Origin of the sequence: Roseibaca calidilacus, assembly GCF_001517585.1 — a bacterium.
GTDB lineage: Bacteria > Pseudomonadota > Alphaproteobacteria > Rhodobacterales > Rhodobacteraceae > Roseinatronobacter > Roseinatronobacter calidilacus.
The window spans coordinates 2,329,994-2,347,381 of record NZ_FBYC01000004.1; the positions used below are offsets into that span (position 1 = coordinate 2,329,994).

Below are 17,388 nucleotides of genomic sequence, written 5' to 3' on the forward strand. Positions count from 1 at the left end.
GGGGCGTGGCGTGGCGCGGCACCGCAGTGGTGGTGCTTATCCTTGGGCTGGCGACATTCTATTTCTACACCACGCTTCCCCCGTTGGCAGAGATGCTCGACAACCGGGCGCAAGGCTCTGTGACAATGACGGACCGCAACGGCGAGGTCTTTGCTTGGCGCGGGGAAACCTTCGGCGGGGCGATCACGGCGGCCAATGTCAGCCCACATCTGAAAAACGCGATCGTCGCTACCGAAGATCGTCGGTTCTACCGGCATTTCGGCGTATCGCCTCGCGGGATTGCCGGGGCGATCCGAGCAAACCTGTCTGACGGGCGCGGCGCGTTTTCCGGTGCGGGCGGGTCCACCATAACCCAACAGGTGGCCAAGCTGTTATGCTTGGGCGTGCCCTATAATTCCGACACATGGAGTTCAGAGGCCGAATACGAGGCAGATTGCCGCCGCGGCACGCTATGGCGCAAGATCAAGGAACTGCCCTACGCCTTCGCGCTGGAAGCGAAGTTTTCCAAGAAAGACATCCTGACAATCTATATGAACCGGGCCTTCCTTGGCGCGGGCGCACGCGGGTTCGAAGCCGCCGCACAGCGCTATTTCGGGCGCTCTGCAAACGAGGTCGGCCCCGCCGAAAGCGCCATGCTCGCCGGTCTGTTGGTCGCGCCATCCTATTACGCGCCCACCCGGAACCTAGAGCGCGCGCAACAACGCGCCGCCGTTGTGATAGAGTTGATGCACGATCAGGGGTATCTGGATGCCCATGAATATGCAGAGGCCCGCGCGCATCCGGCCACCTTGTCGCAACGCGCCGAGAAACAGCAAGGGATCGCCTTTGCAGACTGGCTGATGCTGGACGCCCCGGCATATCTGGCGCGCGAAACCACCGAAGATGTGATCATGCGAACCACCTTCGACCCGGATTTGCAGGCAGCGACAGAAGCCGCCGTGGCAAAGGTCTTTACCGAGAAGGTCCGCGACGATTCAGAAGCACAGGTCGCCGTCGTCGTCATGTCCCCCGATGGCGCAGTGCGTGCCATGGTCGGTGGCAGGCAATCGCAAACCGGTGGCTTCAACCGCGCGGTGCAGGCGAAGCGGCAAACCGGCTCAGCCTTCAAGCCGTTCCTGTTCGCGGCCGCGTTGGAAAACGGGTTCCAGCCTTTCGACATTGTCGAGGATGCGCCGCTGACCATCGACACGCCCGGGTCTGGCCCATGGTCGCCGCGCAACTATGATGGCGAATTCCGGGGCTTTGTCACCATGTCCGAAGCCCTGACGGAATCGCTGAACACACCTGCCGTGCGGATTTCCGAAGCCATGGGGCGCGACCGCGTGCGCGAGGTGGCCAATGCCTTTGGGCTGCGCAGCGAATTGGCCGAAGGGCCGGCGCTTGCACTTGGGGCGTCCGAGGCCAACCTGCTGCAAATGACCGCCGCCTATGCCGGTATTCTGAACGGCGGCAGCGCGGTTCGGCCCTATGGCATAGAGGAATTGAAGCTGCTGGGCGATTCGACCCCGCTTTTCGGGGTCTCTAGCGGCATCGGTGAACGTGTCATTTCAGAGCGCTCGGCCCAAATGCTGACATGGATGATGAGCCGCGTGCTGGAAGAAGGCACCGGGCGACGGGCTAAACTGCCAGACCATCAGGCCGCCGGAAAAACCGGGACCACGCAAGCCGCGCGCGATGCGTGGTTCATCGGGTTCACCGCCGATTATGTCGCCGGGGTCTGGATGGGCACGGATGACAACTCGCCGCTGACAGGTGTTACCGGCGGCGGATTGCCCGCCGACATCTGGCGCGAAACCATGATCCGCGTGCATGAAGATCTGCCCCCGCGCCCATTGCCGATGATCGCGCCCGAAAGCCCGCGCTCAGAGGCTACGCCGCGACCTGCGCAATCCGCCCCGCGCACCGCCCCGCTGGATGACGCGATCCGCGGCATTCTGGGGTCGATATTTGGCGGAAATTAAGCGGCCACCGGAAAAAACACGCTGGTCACAACTGCCGGTTCAGGGTGCTGTCGTATCTGCCAACCCGATTACGGCGCAACGCCGATCAGGCTGGCCACAGCCAGCCGCGCCTTGTCGACAAGCGCGACATAGCTGCCGAGCGGGGCATCTAGGGCGGGCAGAGATTGCGCCAGCATAGGGGCAGCCAAGTAAAGCGCGGACATGATACATGCCAGCCCAATAGGCAGGATCAGCCCGCCAAGAAAGCTGCGCTTGCGGGCCGATTGCGTCTGCGGCAGGCCAGACTGCCCCCCGCGTCCGCTGTCGATCGGCTCCAGCGTAGAGCTGATATCATCTATATCGGGCAGGCGTGACGCCCCGCCGCGCGGATGTGCAGAGCCCTCGACAGGCCCGAAAAGCCCAAGTTCTTCCTGCATTTCCAGCGAGGATGCTTCTTGCGCGCGCTTCGCGGCTTCGAATTCGGCTTCTTTGCGCAGCACTTCTGCGACAGACGGGTCAAGCGAGCGCGCCGCGGGGGCCGGGTTGGCAGGCTCTGGCGCAGCGGTATCGGGCTGCGAAGCGGCTTGGGGCGGCTGCGAAGGGCCGTCGCTTGTCTGGGCATCGGGCCGGGGCCGCGCGGGGCGCGGCGAACGCTCGGCTTGCTGGCCGTCCGGCTGAGGGCGCGACGGGCGCGGCGCGGCTTCCGGCTTTTGCGCAGGGGGCGGCATTGTGCCATCCTTTGCTTGACCCGGCTGGAACCAGACCGTGCTACAGGCAGAACACTGCACTTCTGTTCCTTCGTCGGGAAGTAAACTGGCGTCTACCTCATATTGGGCGGTACAGTTCGGGCATACCAGACGCATAGTCACTCCACCTCGACGCCATATCTGCCATTGGCGCGTTACATCAGATGTTGTAGCAAGCCTACCAGCACCTTCCAACAAGGATTAGCGTTTTTTGCCAGTAAGCCGCCCTGTCCCACAACCGGGACACATATTTCAACGTGAAGAATGATCGAATTTCAAGACGTCGCACATGATTACGGTGGAGGCGCGCTGTTCGAAGGCGTGACCATTGCGCTGGAACCGGGCAGCTTTCACTTTCTGACCGGCCCCTCGGGCGCGGGCAAAAGCACGTTTCTGAAACTGTGCTACGGCGAATTGCTGCCCAGCCGCGGCACGGTTGCACTGCAAGGCACGAACCTGCGCCAGATGTCGCGCGATGCGCTGGCAGAGGCGCGCAATTCCATTGGCATCGTGCATCAGGATTGCCAGTTTCTGGACCATCTGGACATTCGCAGCAATGTCGCGCTGCCGCTAAGTGCCACGGGCCGCAACGTGTCAGAGCGCGATGTCGATGATCTGCTGAACTGGGTCGGGCTGAAAGCGCAGGCCGATGCCTTGCCGCCCACCTTGTCGGGGGGCGAACGTCAGCGCGCGGCCCTTGCCCGTGCGGTAATCGCCGCCCCGCGCGTGTTGCTGGCGGATGAACCGACCGGCAATCTGGACTGGGACATGTCACAACGCTTGCTGTCGCTGATGATCGAGTTGAACCGCATGGGCACAGCCGTTCTGATTGCAACGCATGACATGAACCTGATCCGCACGGCGAAATCGCAGGTCTCTGCACGGGTTCTGCGCATTGCCGGGCGCAAACTGCAAAGCGCGGGGTCAGACCTGTGAGCACGATCTCGGACCGGATTGTTCCTCGTAGCGGGCACGGCGCATGGCTGGTCTGGCTGGGGGCAGGCGCGATGGCCTTCCTTGCGGTATTCACACTGGCGCTGTCGGTTTCTGCCGAACGGCTGGCCGATAGCTGGTCGGCGGCGCTGGCCCAATCAGCAACCGTGCGGATTTCCGCCCCCCCTGCCGAGTTGAACGCGCAAACCGATGCCACACTGGAAGTGCTGCGCACCACGCCCGGCATTGACGACGCCCGCGTGATGTCAGCCCAAGAACAGGCCGATCTTCTGGCAGTCTGGCTTGGCCCCGATCTGCCGCTGGATGCGCTGCCCCTGCCTCGCATGATCGAAGTGTTTGAAAGTGCTGAAGGCCCGGACCGGCAAGGCTTGCGCCTAAGGCTAAGCGCCGAAGCCCCCGGCGCGATTTATGACGATCACACGCAATGGCGCCGCCCGCTGATCGAGGCCGCCGCGCGGCTACGCGCGCTTTCGCTGCTGGCACTGGCGCTGATTGGCGGCGTGACCGGCGCAATCATAGCACTGGCGGCAAGTGCGGCGCTGGCGTCGAACGCACAGGTTATCCGGGTGTTGCGTCTGGTGGGGGCGCGCGACCGTTTCATCGCCCGTGCCTTTGTGCGCCGCATGACGCACCGCGCCGCCCTTGGGGCCACAATCGGCACAGCGCTTGGGATGGTATCGGTAATGGGCTTGCCAAGCCTTGGGCCAGAGGCAACAAGCGGGCTGGGGTTTCAGGGCGCAAGCTGGCTTGCACCCCTGGCAATCCCCATTTTGGCGGCGCTGGTGGCATGGGCGGCGGCCATGGCGACGGCTTTTGCCGTACTAAGAGGAGTGACCTGAATGCGACACGCGGTGCAATATCTTCGCTCGGTGCTGTTCATCGGGCAGATGTATCTGGCCATGGCGGTGGTGGCCGTGGGCTTTGCTCCTTTCGCGATGGTGCGCCGCGACATGGCGCTGAAAGCCTGCCACACCTATTGCCGATATGTGCGTTGGACCGCCGGTTGGATGGTGGGCCTGCATATCGAAATTCGTGGCGAGGTGCCACATTACCCCGCGCTTGTGGCCGCAAAGCACCAAAGCTTCTGCGATATCCTCATGATTTTCGGGGCCATGCCGAACCCTCGCTTCGTGATGAAAAAGCAACTGATGCGCACGCCGTTTCTGGGCTGGTATGCGAAATGGCTGAACTGCATCCCGGTTGACCGTGGCGCAGGCGGCGCGGCGATCCGCGACATGCTGGCCCGCGTGGAACAGGGCCGCGAGCTTGCCGGGCAGATCATTATCTACCCGCAGGGCACCCGTGTCGCGCCGGGCGACCACAAACCGTATAAGGTCGGCTCTGCGGTGCTATACGGCCAGTTGGGTCAGCCTTGTGTGCCGGTTGCCACAAATGTCGGGCTGTTCTGGCCAAAGCGCAGCCTGTATCGCAAGCCCGGCACTGCGGTGGTCGAATTTTTGCCGCCCATCCCTGCGGGCCAGAACCAGCGCGATTTCTTGGTGCAACTGGAAGCGGTGGTCGAAAGCCGTTCGAACGAATTGATGGCAGAGGCCGGGTTCACCCTGCCTGCCTGACTATGGTACTGCGTCAATCCACGCGCAGCGCCCGCCCGGCATTCAAAAGACCGCCAAACAGGCCCAAGGCGCGTTGCAGCGTGGTCCCAGCAGCCATGGTCGCCAACACAACATCGCCATCTTGCAATTGGAACTGGTCAGCGGCGAACAAGCGCTCGGCATGTGTCAGGTCAAAGCTGAACACGACCTTGTCGCGGCTTGGCCCATGCGGTCCCAGTGCGGTTCCGGCGGGGTAGCGCCGCAAGATCAGCAGGCCACGCGGATCGGCCCGATTATCGGCAATACCCCCAATGACCGACAGGGCCTGCAAGGCGCTCAGCTTTTCAGAGGGGAACGGGAACATGCGTTGCCCCCCGGTTGCCCCCAAAGAGGTAAAACCGCGCGCGTCGGGGCGGATCATCACACGGTCCCCACCGCGCAAGGCAACATCCAGTTCCGGGGCTTCCAGCACGTCCTCATAGGGCATCCGATAGACGGTCCCGCCGCGCGTAATCATGATCTGCGGGTTTCCAGTACTGTCGGCAACCCCACCGGCGGCGCTGACAAGGTTCAGCACTGTCAGGTTCCGCTCTGCCAAGGGAAAGGTGCCCGGATTGCGGACACCTTCCAGCACATCGACCGAATTCCGCCGTCCGGCATGCGAAGTGATCTGCACCTGCGCCGACGGGATAACCGTGCTCAGACGTTCCTGAACCCGCGTGCGCGCGACCTCTGGCGCCAATCCTGCGACATGGACCTCTTCGACATAGGGCAGAACGATATGCCCGGATGGCGACACCGCCAGATCGGGAATGTCTGCATAGCGTTGCCCGGCACTGGTAATCAAAGAAGCGTCTTCAGTGGTCCAGACGCGCACGGAAATGCGGTCCCCCGGTGCAATTTTCTGGCTGGTCACACCAGCCCCACGGCTTGGCCAACGGCGTTTCGGGCGTGGGTCTGTCACCGGCCATGACGCGATTTCGTCCAGCGATTCGGGCGTGACCTCTATCAGGGTGAAATCCGCATCTGACGTCCCGTCGCCAGCATCCGCCCCAGAGACGATCTCGGCTTTGCGGGCAGAATCGCGCGCGACAGCACAGCCCGTCGCCAGAAAAGCTGTTCCTGTGCCCAACAGGGCGCGGCGAGAAATCTCAATCATGTCTGTCCTGCCGTCTCAGGCGCGGGTTCAAGCGGTCCCCAGCGGAAGCCCCGAACCACACACTCCGCTCGGAGCTACATTATCCAAAGGCCCGGTGCGGTCAACTACTCGCAGCAGTTGAACTACGACGATAGAAGGGGGCGCAGGCTGACGAAAAATGGCTTATGCTATCAATTTGTGACAGTTGCGGCGACGACATGCGCTCCGATATGATAACAGTTGGACATTTGACACAACAAGGCAGCGGGATGATCCTAGTCATCGACGATCATCCGCTGTTTTGCGAAGCCTTGCAGATGACCCTGTCAGAGTCGTTGGGCCTGCCGCAAGTGGCGACCGCAGCAACGCTGGATGCAGGGCTGCAAGCCCTCGCCGCAGGCCCCATGGCCGATGCCATTGTGTTGGATCTGAACTTGCCCGATGTGGCCGGATTGGACGGTCTGACCCGCCTTCGCAACATGGCCCCCGGTGTGCCGGTGGTGGTCGTGTCATCCATGTCGGATGACCGCATCATCGCCGCCGTCATGCATGCTGGCGCGGCAGGGTTCGTGCCCAAACATAGCCCGCGCGACGCTTTTGTCGCCGCTATTGGCACCGCGTTGCAAGGCGGCACTTACACGCCAGACGGTTACACAGCCCCCAGCGCCAGCGCGCCAGAAACTGCCGAACGCAGCGTCATCGACCGGTTGGCGGACCTGACCCCGCAACAAGCGCGCATCCTGGCGTTGGTTTGCGAAGGCTACCTGAACAAACAGATCGCCTATGAACTGTCGATTACCGAAACCACGGTCAAGGCACATGTGACTGCGATCTTGCGCAAGCTGGGCGCGCAAAGCCGCACGCAAGCGGTGCGCATCGCCAATTCAGCCAGCTTTGCCGAGATCTTGCGGAAATAGCGGCGGGCTTGCCTTGCCTGCGTTATGACGTAGGCTTGCCCCGTCGGGGCAAAAAACGCAAGCAAGGGGGGGGGCGGCGCGAATGACACGACCGGGCATCATGCGCCGCGCGCAATCCGTGCGGCCCAAGACCGCAGATGCGATTGCCGAAGTCCTGATCGGGCTTGCCCCAGAGGACTTGGCGCTGATCGTGCTGTTCGTGGGCGAAGGGCATGACCTGCGCCAGATTGAACACGCGCTGGCCGACCTGCCAGAGACGGTTCACCTGATGGGCTGCACCACGGCGGGCGAAATCGGCAAGGGCGGCTATCTGGATCACAGCATCACCGCGCTTGGCCTGCCGCGCGACCTGTTTCGCGTGGCCGTCGGGTCGGTCCCGACCCTGAGCGCCTTTGACCCGGAACGCGCCCGCACCATGGCTTTCGATCTGCGCGCGGGGCTGACCTTTTCAACCGCCGATTGGGCGAACGAGGTGGCCTTTCTGCTGACGGACGGGCTGTCGCTGATGGAAGACCAACTTGTCTGGACCCTGTCCGAAGCTCTGGGCCAAAGCCCGCTTGTCGGCGGCTCGGCAGGTGACGGTTTGCGCTTTGGCCAGACCTTCGTGCTGGTCGATCGTCGCTTTCAGACCAATACCGCCGCGCTGGCGGTGCTACGCACGCCCTGCACCGTGACGGCCTTTCGCTTCGACCATCTGGAACCAACCGAGCACCGCATGGTTGTGACAAATGCCGACCCCGCACAACGGCTGGTGCTGGAAATAAACGGTATGCCCGCAGGCCCGGAATATGCGCGCATTCTGGGCAAAGATCCCGGCCAGCTGTCACCGTTCATCTTCGCCGCAAACCCAGTGGTCTCAAAGGTCGGGGACGCCCATCATGTTTTGGCCATTCAACGGGTGGAACCGGACGGAACGCTGCGTTTCTTTTCCGCAATCGAACGCGGGCTGGTGCTGCGGCTTGCCCAAGGCACCGACCTTGTGGCGCATCTGGACCGCGCCTTGGGCGGGTTGAGCGCCGGCGGCGTGACCCCCGACATTCTGGCCTGCGACTGCATTCTGCGGCGGCTGGAGGCGGAGAATACCCAAACCGCGCGCGCGGTGTCGGATGTGCTGGACCGGCATGGTGTGACCGGGTTCAATACCTATGGCGAACAGTTCAACATGGTGCATGTGAACCAGACCTTTACCGGGCTGGCCTTCTACCCGCCCGATTCGGGCGATGATCTGGCCGCCTACGGGGTGGAATGATGCTGCAAGACCTGATTGACCCCTCCTTGCCGCTGGCCGAACAGAATGCGCGCCTGCGTGCCATTCTGTCGGCGCTGATGGACCGCGCGGAACGCGGGCAGATGCAAAGCCGCCCGATGGGGCAACTGGCCCATGTTGTAGCGCTGGAACAACAGGTGCGCACCCGCACCCGCGACCTTGCCGAAGCCCTCGACAAGTTGCGGGTCACACATGCACGGCTATCGCAGGCCGAACGCGACGCGGTGAGCGCGCGCAACAGCCTTGTCGATGCGCTGGAAGCCATGGGCGAAGGTTTCGCCATGTTCGATTCCCGCGACCGCCTGACCATGTGGAACAGCCAGTTCTGCGCCGCCCTGCCCGACATCCGCGCACAATTGGCCGCGGGCCTGCCATTTCGCGATTATGTGCACATGGTGTCGGACAGTGACAGGATTGGCCTGACCACCGTGTCAGAGCGGCGCGATTGGGCCAAACGGCGCTTGCAAAGCCACACACGGCGCAACGCCAATTTCACGGTGCCGCTGGAAGGCGATCATTGGTTGCAGGTCAGCGAACAGCGCATGAATTCCGGCGGCACAGCCGTTATCCAAACCGACGTAACCGCCATGGTGCGCACTGAACGGCTGGAACGCGAAAAACTGCTGGATGAACAAGCGCAGATGGTACGCGCTACTCTTGACCATATTGACCAAGCGGTGCTGATCTTCGATGCGAAAGCCCGGCTTGCTGGCTGGAATCGCCGCCTGCGAGAGGTTTTCGCCCCGCCCAGTGCGCTGCTAGCCAGTGGCACGCCCTTTACTCAGGTGCTGGATGACCTGATGCGCCGTCGCCAGTTGGGGCAGGGTCGCATACGGCAGGTCTTGACCGATTGGGTTGATGGCCCGGCCTTGCGCCCGCCGCTGGGTTTGGACATCGTGCAAGAGGATGGCACGGAACTGCACCTGTCGGCGCAGGCCATGCCCGACCGCGGCTTTGTGATGTCCTTCAACGACCTGACAACCGAACGCCGGGCTATTGCGGAAATGCACCGGCTGAACGAAACGTTGGAAGCCCGCGTGCAGGCCCGCACCATGGAACTGGAAGCCGCACGCGATGCCGCCGAACGCGCGAATGCCAGCAAATCGCGGTTCGTGGCCAGCGCCAGCCATGACCTGTTGCAGCCGCTGAACGCGGCCAAACTGTTCCTGTCTTCGCTGGCCACGCTGGAGAACACGCCTGCGCAAAGCCGATTGGTCGACCGCGTGCAAAGCGCCTTCACCAGCGTAGAGGATATTCTTGCCGCATTGCTGGACCTGTCGAAGTTCGACATCGGCGCGGCGCGTGCCCGGCGCGAGGCTGTCCCGCTGGCACCGCTTTTCGCGCGCCTGCGGGACGAATTTCAGCCCATGGCCGACAAGCGCGGGCTGCGACTGGTGGTCATGCCCTGCGCACAGGCCGTGCGCAGCGACCCGGTCTATCTGAAACGCATCTTGCAGAACCTTGTGTCCAATGCCCTGCGCTACACACGGACAGGGCGCGTGCTGCTGGGCGCACGGCGCTGCGGCGCCAATCTGCGGCTAGAGGTGTGGGATACCGGTCCCGGCATTCCGCCCGACCAGCAGGCAGAGATTTTCAAGGAATTCACGCGCCTGAACCCCGCCACCGAGACGGGCATGGGCTTGGGGCTGGCGATTGTTGAACAGGCCTGTGCGCTTTTGGACCACCCGCTGACCCTACGCTCGCGGCTGGGTCATGGCACCGTGTTCGCGCTGCATGTCCCGATTGCGCTGGCCGAAACGGCGCTATCGCCACGCCCCCCCGGCCCAGAAACACCCCCCGGCGTGTTGTCCGACATGCTGGTTCTGGTGGTGGAAAATGACGCCACCAGCCGCCGTGCGCTGATGGGTATATTGGAAGACTGGGGCGCAAGCCCAATCGAAGCCACCTCGCTGCCCGATGCCCGCGTGCAGATCGCAGCGCTGGGGCTTGCCCCCGATGTCATCATGGCCGACCATCAACTTGATGGTGGCGCGACCGGGCTGGCGGCCATCGCAACCTTGCGCAGCGAGCATGGGGATATACCCGCCATCCTTGTGACGGCGGATCATGGCCCCGCTTTGATGGAGCAGGCCCAAAATCTGGGCATACCGGTCATGACGAAACCGCTTGCCCTACGACGCTTGCGCCGGGCGCTACAGCAGGTTCCGCAACTGCGCGGCGGACAGAATAAAACTGCACAGCGCGCCAAGCGTGGCGATCACAGCTATTGGCTACAACCCGATGATTAGAGCACGTCGCGCAAAAGTGGTTCCCAGTTTTGCGCAAAAAGACGTGCAATCATAAAAGGTTAGAGTGCGGCGCGTGAATGCGAATGAACGCGACGCGCTCTAAAGCGCCTGCAACAGGGCCGGCGTCGGCCAGCCATCGGCGGGCAGGCCAAGCTGCGCCTGCACATCCTGCACCGCCGCGCGGGTGTTCGCGCCCAGAATACCGTCAACGGCCCCAACATCGAAGCCGCGCGCAACAAGCCTGGTTTGCAATTGGCGCATCTGGTCCTGGTTCAGCCCGGTTTCCGGGTTTCCGGCCTGATACACCGGCGCACCCGTCAGCCGCGTGGCAAAATAGGCGGCGGTGGTGACGTAAATGAAACTCTGGTTCCATTCGAACAGCGTGCTGAAATTGTCGAACACCATAAAGGCCGGGCCACGATGGCCCTGCGGCACTATGATAGAGGCTTGCAGATCGCCCTGTGGCAAGCTGCCATGCGTGGGGTTTATGCCCATGCCTTGCCAGTCAGACACGCTCATCTTCGTGCGCAGGCCGGTGCGGGTCAGGTCCATACCTTGGGGCAACGCGACCTCATGCATCCACGGTTCATTCGCGCGCCAGCCCTTGGCGCGCAGCATCGACGCGCCCGACATGATCGCATCGGCGGCAGAGGTTTTCAGCGTGATCTGCCCGTCGCCATCGCCATCGACTGCGTGGTTGATAATGTCCGAGGGCAGCTTTTGCACCATACCGATCTCACCCGCCCAAGCGCCGGTCATGCTGCGCGGGTCCAGATCGCCCCGGCGGTGCATTTCCAGCGCCGCGAAAACCTGCGGGCGGAACAATTCCGGGCGACGGCAATCATGCGCCAGCGTGACCAGCGCATTCACCGTGTTGAAATCGCCCTGCACCGCGCCGAAATCGGTTTCAAACGCCCAGAAGGACAGCAATATGCCGGGGTTCACCCCGAATTGGCGTTCGGCCGCATCAAAAACCGCCCTGTAACGCTCGTAATTGCGAATCCCGTTATCCAGACGGTTCTGCGAAATCAGCGCGCGCGAGAAATCCAGAAACGGGCGCTGGAAGATGCCTTGTCGCCGGTCGGCAGTGATGACCGCAGGATCGCGGCTGACACCGGCGAAAAACCGGTCCACCAAGGCGCGGTCATAGCCCATGCTGACAGCTTCTGTTTTCAACCCGCCAATGAAACTGCCGAAATCGCCGCCACAGCTTTGCGCCTGCGCCTGGGTGCCGATCAGTGTTGCCGCAACGGCGAGTGTTTTCAGAAAATGCATTTTCTGCTCCATGCTAATTTTTCAGCACGTTAACGGATGGGCACGGCTATGGGAATTGCTATCAAAGCCACGCCAGCAAGACAGCGGCGACAAAGCCACTGGTCGCAAGCAGCATCAGGCCCACCGCAAGCGACCCAAGGTCTTTGACATTTTTCGCCATCTGCGACCATTCGGGCGACAGGTGGTCTGCCAGATCCTCTAGCGCGGTGTTGATCGCTTCCATGGCCAGCACCAGCGCGAACAGGAACAGGGCAACCAGCCAGTGCCATGGCTCTGCCCCGCGCAGGGCGAACAGCACCGCCACGACCGCAGCACCGCCAATTTCCAGCCGCGCGGCGGTTTCCCCCCACAAACGGCGCAGCCCTGCCAGCGAATAGCCCGCGGCATCGACAATATGCAGCAAACCGCTGCGTGGCCGCGCGCGTTTCGGGGGCTTGTCCTTGTTAGCTCGGGTCACACATGATCCTTCAACCGGGCAAATGCCGGTAATGGTAGCGCGTGATGTGCTGCATCCCGGCGCTTTCATACAGCGCGCGGGCGGTGGTGTTGGCCTCTGTCACTGCCAGCGCCAGCCAATTGGCCCCCTGGCCCTGCGCCCAGTGCGCGGCCCCATGCAGCATGGTCCGCGCAGCCCCTTGGCGGCGATAGGCGGGGGCAATTTCGACCGCGTGCAGCATGGCGATACCATTGTGAATAGCGCAGAAACCGCAGCCCACTGCGCGGTCCGACAGCCGCGCAATCAGCCCGGTCTTGGGGCCAGTCGCGCGGTCCATCACAGCCAGCCGCGCCGGACCAATACCGCCTTCGGACCAGATTTCGCGCATGATCGCCAAGGGCGGCCAGATGTCAAACAGGCTGACATGCGGCGGCTTTTGCGCCAGATCGGCCACAGGCGCGGCATAGATCAGCGTCGGGTCCAGAATGCTGTAGCCAAGTGCTGCCAGATCGGCATCAAGCGCGCTTTGCTCTGCGCGCAGCATGGCCAGCGCGCCCTTGGGCATCAGGCCGGCAAGACTGGCCGCGCGCGCCGTGTCATCGGCGCTGGCGGCTGAAACACGCTTGCCGCCGCCCGCACCGTCCCGCAATGTCCAGCCGTCTTGCTGCCAGACCCGCGCCGCAGGCCATGTGGCGGCAAGCGCCGCCATGCAGGCCGGGCCGTCGATCATGCCACCGCCTCTGGGAACTGCGCGCAAAGCGCGACCATGACCGCGTCGACCTGCGCCTTGTCGGCCCCGCGCACCACCACGTTGACGGCAAACGCCCCGTCGCGCTGGAACGGGTAGCTGCCGATCGACACGTTTGGATGGGCGCGGGCAAGGTCGGACAACGCGCCCGCGATCTCTCCCTCGCCGCGCCGGATGCACAGGGTCTGGCTGTAAAGCGCCGCCCCCCCCTGCAACCCCGGCAACACAGACGCGACCATGGCCTGAAACACCGCAGGCACGCCGGCCATGACATGCACATTCCCAAGGCTGAACCCGGGGGCAGAGGACACCGGGTTGTCGATCAGCGCCGCGCCATCGGGAATGCGCGCCATGCGCAGGCGGGCGGCGTTCAGTTCCAACCCGGTGCGCTGGTAATGCGCGGCCAAGATCGCGCGGGCATCGTCGCGCACGCCAATACCCACACCAAAAGCCGCCGCCACCGCATCGGCGGTGATGTCGTCATGCGTGGGGCCAATGCCGCCCGAGGTGAAGACATGATCGTAACCGCCCCGCAGCGCGTTCAACGCGGCCACGATGCGCGGGGCCTTGTCGGACACGATGCGCACTTCTTCCAGGTCAATGCCCACACGCGCCAATTCGCCCGCAAGGTAATGCATATTGGCGTCGCGCGTGCGCCCGGACAGGATTTCATCGCCAATCACGAGCATGGCGGCGGTGGGGTTTGGCATGGCGGCTCCTCCGGTTGTTATCTGTGTATAGAAGCGCGGGCAGGCGGTTTCAAAGCCTTATCAATGCGCCAGAAGCTGCCCAAGGAATTGCTTGGCCCGGTTGCTGCGCGGGGCGCTGAAAAACTGCTCTGGCGGGGCGGTCTCGACAATCTCGCCTTGGTCCATGAACACCACACGGTCGGCCACACGCCGCGCAAAGCCCATTTCATGCGTGACCACGATCATGGTCATGCCATCGCGGGCCAGATTTTCCATCACCTCTAGCACACCGGCAATCATTTCCGGGTCCAGCGCAGAGGTGGGTTCATCGAACAACATGATGCGCGGCTGCATACACAATGCCCGCGCAATGGCCACGCGCTGTTGTTGCCCACCCGACAGTTGCGGCGGGTATTTCCCGGCCTGCTCGGCAATACGCACCTTGTCCAGATATTCCATCGCCAGTTTGCGCGCGGCGTCACCGCGCATGCCGCGATTGCGCATCGGGCCCAGCGTCAGGTTGTCGAGGATGGTCATATGCGGGAACAGGTTGAAGCTTTGAAACACCATGCCGACCTCGCGGCGGATGGCTTCGATCCCTTTCATGCCCGGCCGCACCTCTTGGCCCGCCACGCGGATACTGCCTTGCTGGTGTTCTTCCAACTGGTTGATGCAGCGAATAAGCGTGGATTTGCCCGACCCGGACGGGCCGCAGATAACGACCTTTTCACCCTCTGCCACGCTAAGATTGATGTCATAGAGCGCCGAGAAGTCGTCATACCATTTGCACAGGCCGGAAATCTCGACCAGCGGGGGGTGTGTCATGGGGAAAGCTCCTAGCGGCGGGCGCGGCCTGCGCGGCGTTCCAGCCGGGCAAAGACGAAGGCAAACAGGTAACAGATCGCGAAATACATGCCGGCGACCAAGATCCATGTCTCGAATGTCTTGCCGGTTGTGGCGGCAACTTCGGTGGCCAGAAAGGTCAATTCCTGCACCGAGATAAGCGAAATGATCGCGCTGTCCTTGATAAGCGTGATGAATTGCCCCGCCAATGGCGGCAGGATTTTGCGAATGGCCTGCGGAAAGATGATGTCGCGCAGCAGGTTGCCGCGTGACAGGCCAATCGCGCGCCCCGCTTCCCATTGCCCACGGTCGATGGATTGAATTCCCGCGCGCACGATTTCGGTAATATAGGCCGCTTCGAACAGCGCCAGACAGATCAGCCCAGACAGGAAATTCGTGAACAGCGCCGGTTCGCCAAATGCGAAACGAAAGAAAGCGTTATCCACCCAAGGGCTGTCGCGGTCGATGCTGTCCAAACCCAGAGCCGGGAAAAGCTGGCTGGAAATGAAGAAGTAGAAGATGAAGATGAACACCAAAGGCGGGATATTACGGATCAGTTCCACATAGGTGCGGCTGATGATGCGCAATGCCAGCGTGTCGCAGGTGCGCCAATAGCCCATGACCAGCCCGATGATCGCGGCCAGAAGGGTGCCCCAGAAGGCCAGCCGGATCGTGGTGAACAACCCTTGTAGCAACAGATTGCTGACCCATTGGCCGGTTTCACCATCAATACGCGCGACAAAACCCAGAACGCGCGACCAGTCCCAGTTATAGACCAGCACGGAATTGACCCGCCACGCCACGAAAACCACAGCCGCCACGACAAGGCCGAACAGGGCCATGTCCAAAACCGTCAGGCGACGGCGCGGCAGGGGCGGTGGGGTGCGGCGGGTCAAAACAGGTTACTCTGTGGCGACCACGTCCATCCATGCCTTGCGGCCCGAGAACCAGTAATCATGCCGCTCTTCCAGCCAGCCGTTTTCCTGATTCACCAGAATCCAGTTGGAAAAGAAATTCAGCGCGTCCGGGTCGCCCTTGCGCAGCGCAAAGGCCTCGTTGCCGCGGGCGAGGTATTCGCCACCGAAGGCCAGTTCAATGGTGCCCGCGTTATCTTCAACCCAGAAGGCAGGTTCGGGCGCGCTGGCGATGATGGCATGGGCGTTGCCGTTCAGCACCTCTTGCAGGGCTTGGGCGTTGTCATCGAATTGCAGGATATTGGCGCGCGGGAAACTGGCGGCCAGCACATCGCAGCCCACCACGCCCCGGCGGCAGACAAGGTTCACCGAGGTATCGTCAAAATCTGACATGTCGGTGAAATCGGCGGTCAGTTCGACATTGGCCGCCAGTTGGTTGCCGGAATTGGCATAGGGCGCGGTGAAGTTCACGGTCAGGTTGCGCTGCGGCGTGATCGACATGCCGCCGATGATCACGTCGAACTTGCCCGCCAGCAGCGCCGGGATGATGCCTGACCACGCGGTCGGCACGAATTCAACCTCGACGCCCATGTCTTCGGCCAGCTTGGTGGCCACGTCAATTTCAAAGCCGATCAGCTCGCCTTCGGTGCTGCGCATGGCCCAAGGCACGAAGGTGGACATGCCAACAGTCAGCGTGCCGCGTTCTTGAATTGTGTCCAGAACGCTTTCTTGGGCTTGGGCGGCGGAGGACAGCACGGCGCCCAGCGCCATCGTGGCCGCGATGGTCATGGTTTTCAGGGATGGAAATGTCATGGGTATACTCTCTGGTTGGTTACCGTTTGGGCTTGCTCAGGATGTGCTCGAACAAGGTGATTGCAAAAGACAGGCTCACCGTCAGAACCAGATAGATCCCGGCGACAATGAACCAAACCTCAAAAGCCATGAATGTGTTGGACACAAGGTTCAGCCCCTGCGTGGTCAATTCCGCCAGCGCAATGACACTGACAATAGCCGAATGCTTGATCGTGGAAATCAGCAAGCCCGTCAGCGGCGGCAGGATCAGCGGCATGGATTGCGGCACGATGATGTAGCGGTATTTGTCCCAAGTGGTCAGGCCGACGGCATCGGCGGCCTCATACTGGCCGCGGTCAATGCCGCGCAATCCGCCGCGAATGATCTCTGCGGCGAATGACCCCTCGTAGAAGGCAAGGCACAGCACCCCCGCCCAGAACCGGTCGATCCCGATGATCGGGGCCAGCACGAAATAGACAAGGAACAACTGCACCAGCAGCGGCGTGTTTCGGATGGCTTCCAGATAGGCCGTGGCCAGAATTCGCGCGGCGAAAGAATTCGACAAGCGCGCCAGCGCCGTGACAAACCCGATACCAATGGCCAACGCCCCCGCGATTGCCGCGATCTCTATGGTCAGAAGCAGCCCGCGCACCAGCGGGCCCCAGATGATTTCGCCATCGATCATACGGAAAAAGAACGGTTCGACCCGGAACCATTGCCAGCGGTACTCCATGGCGTCGATTCCACGCCAGACCAACCAGCCCAGCGCCCCGAAAACCAGCAAGGCCTGTGCGACCTGCCAGACCACCCCCGCGCTGCGCCCTGCGTTGAAACCGACTGGCGGCCTGTCCCGGTTTTCTGCCAAAGCCTTGTTCATCCTGCCTGGCCGATCTGTCACGTCAAACTTACAGTTACCGGAAATGCCGC

General features: G+C 62.5%; 17 protein-coding genes and 1 pseudogene. 7 read left to right on the forward strand and 11 right to left on the reverse strand.

Annotation, left to right across the window (positions count from 1 at the left end; all coding sequences use genetic code 11):
• Nucleotides 1–5 precede the first annotated feature (5 nt).
• A complete protein-coding gene (locus AWT76_RS15020; RefSeq protein ID WP_245638826.1) occupies nt 6–1,961 on the forward strand; it encodes a transglycosylase domain-containing protein in 1,956 nt (651 codons plus the stop codon).
• Nucleotides 1,962–2,029: 68 nt separating this feature from the next.
• Here AWT76_RS15020 and AWT76_RS15025 read toward each other — a convergent pair whose 3' ends face one another.
• Together AWT76_RS15025 and AWT76_RS17280 are read right to left on the reverse strand one after the other, a co-directional pair.
• Entirely contained in the window at nt 2,030–2,668 is a 639-nt protein-coding gene (locus tag AWT76_RS15025) for a hypothetical protein (RefSeq protein WP_245638827.1), read from the reverse strand.
• A 39-nt stretch (nt 2,669–2,707) separates the two neighbouring features.
• A pseudogene (locus AWT76_RS17280) lies at nt 2,708–2,803 on the reverse strand (DUF7836 family putative zinc-binding protein); the annotation flags it as partial.
• Nucleotides 2,804–2,950: 147 nt separating this feature from the next.
• Here AWT76_RS17280 and AWT76_RS15030 point away from each other — a divergent pair.
• From AWT76_RS15030 to AWT76_RS15040, 3 genes are read left to right on the forward strand one after another with little or no spacing between them, the layout of a single operon-like run.
• On the forward strand, nt 2,951–3,622 hold the full coding sequence (locus tag AWT76_RS15030; RefSeq protein WP_072247057.1) for a cell division ATP-binding protein FtsE: 672 nt from the start codon (nt 2,951–2,953) through the stop codon (nt 3,620–3,622).
• Nucleotides 3,619–4,479, forward strand: coding sequence for a cell division protein FtsX (locus tag AWT76_RS15035; protein WP_072247058.1), 861 nt, complete (start codon nt 3,619–3,621; stop codon nt 4,477–4,479). The genes AWT76_RS15030 and AWT76_RS15035 overlap by 4 nt, the downstream gene beginning before the upstream one ends.
• Entirely contained in the window at nt 4,480–5,214 is a 735-nt protein-coding gene (locus AWT76_RS15040) for a lysophospholipid acyltransferase family protein (RefSeq protein ID WP_072247059.1), read from the forward strand.
• A 13-nt stretch (nt 5,215–5,227) separates the two neighbouring features.
• On the opposite strand, the gene AWT76_RS15045 is transcribed toward AWT76_RS15040, so the two are convergent.
• Entirely contained in the window at nt 5,228–6,352 is a 1,125-nt protein-coding gene (locus tag AWT76_RS15045) for a polysaccharide biosynthesis/export family protein (protein ID WP_072247060.1), read from the reverse strand.
• A gap of 248 nt (nt 6,353–6,600) precedes the next feature.
• On the opposite strand from AWT76_RS15045, the gene AWT76_RS15050 reads away from it, so the two are divergent.
• From AWT76_RS15050 to AWT76_RS15060, 3 genes are all read left to right on the forward strand, one after another.
• Nucleotides 6,601–7,248: a response regulator gene (locus AWT76_RS15050; RefSeq protein ID WP_141655979.1), complete on the forward strand. Its 648-nt coding sequence runs from the start codon at nt 6,601–6,603 to the stop codon at nt 7,246–7,248.
• A gap of 82 nt (nt 7,249–7,330) precedes the next feature.
• Complete coding sequence (locus AWT76_RS15055; RefSeq protein WP_082700237.1) at nt 7,331–8,497, forward strand: FIST N-terminal domain-containing protein; 1,167 nt, start codon at nt 7,331–7,333, stop codon at nt 8,495–8,497.
• Nucleotides 8,497–10,764 (forward strand): hybrid sensor histidine kinase/response regulator, encoded by a 2,268-nt coding sequence (locus AWT76_RS15060; protein WP_072247061.1) that lies wholly within the window; start codon nt 8,497–8,499, stop codon nt 10,762–10,764. Before AWT76_RS15055 ends, AWT76_RS15060 begins: the two co-directional genes overlap by 1 nt.
• A gap of 99 nt (nt 10,765–10,863) precedes the next feature.
• Here the strand turns inward: AWT76_RS15060 and AWT76_RS15065 are convergent, their stop codons facing one another.
• The 8 genes from AWT76_RS15065 to AWT76_RS15100 form a co-directional block, all read right to left on the reverse strand.
• Nucleotides 10,864–12,039: a lytic murein transglycosylase gene (locus AWT76_RS15065; protein ID WP_072247759.1), complete on the reverse strand. Its 1,176-nt coding sequence runs from the start codon at nt 12,037–12,039 to the stop codon at nt 10,864–10,866.
• Nucleotides 12,040–12,100: 61 nt separating this feature from the next.
• Complete coding sequence (locus AWT76_RS15070) at nt 12,101–12,496, reverse strand: diacylglycerol kinase (RefSeq protein ID WP_072247062.1); 396 nt, start codon at nt 12,494–12,496, stop codon at nt 12,101–12,103.
• Between the two features lie 10 nt (nt 12,497–12,506).
• On the reverse strand, nt 12,507–13,205 hold the full coding sequence (locus AWT76_RS15075; RefSeq protein ID WP_082700240.1) for a GNAT family N-acetyltransferase: 699 nt from the start codon (nt 13,203–13,205) through the stop codon (nt 12,507–12,509).
• The gene (locus AWT76_RS15080) at nt 13,202–13,933 is read right to left on the reverse strand and encodes a competence/damage-inducible protein A (protein ID WP_072247063.1); all 732 of its coding nucleotides are present in this window, start codon (nt 13,931–13,933) and stop codon (nt 13,202–13,204) included. The genes AWT76_RS15075 and AWT76_RS15080 overlap by 4 nt, the downstream gene beginning before the upstream one ends.
• Before the next feature lie 60 nt (nt 13,934–13,993).
• Nucleotides 13,994–14,737 (reverse strand): amino acid ABC transporter ATP-binding protein, encoded by a 744-nt coding sequence (locus AWT76_RS15085; RefSeq protein WP_176699413.1) that lies wholly within the window; start codon nt 14,735–14,737, stop codon nt 13,994–13,996.
• 11 nt (nt 14,738–14,748) lie between these two features.
• On the reverse strand, nt 14,749–15,651 hold the full coding sequence (locus AWT76_RS15090) for an amino acid ABC transporter permease (RefSeq protein WP_245638828.1): 903 nt from the start codon (nt 15,649–15,651) through the stop codon (nt 14,749–14,751).
• Between the two features lie 6 nt (nt 15,652–15,657).
• A complete protein-coding gene (locus AWT76_RS15095) occupies nt 15,658–16,482 on the reverse strand; it encodes a transporter substrate-binding domain-containing protein (RefSeq protein WP_072247064.1) in 825 nt (274 codons plus the stop codon).
• A 19-nt stretch (nt 16,483–16,501) separates the two neighbouring features.
• Nucleotides 16,502–17,338 carry an amino acid ABC transporter permease gene (locus AWT76_RS15100; protein WP_082700241.1) on the reverse strand — a complete coding sequence of 279 codons (837 nt, stop codon included), beginning with the start codon at nt 17,336–17,338 and terminating at the stop codon, nt 16,502–16,504.
• Between the last annotated feature and the right edge of the window lie 50 nt (nt 17,339–17,388).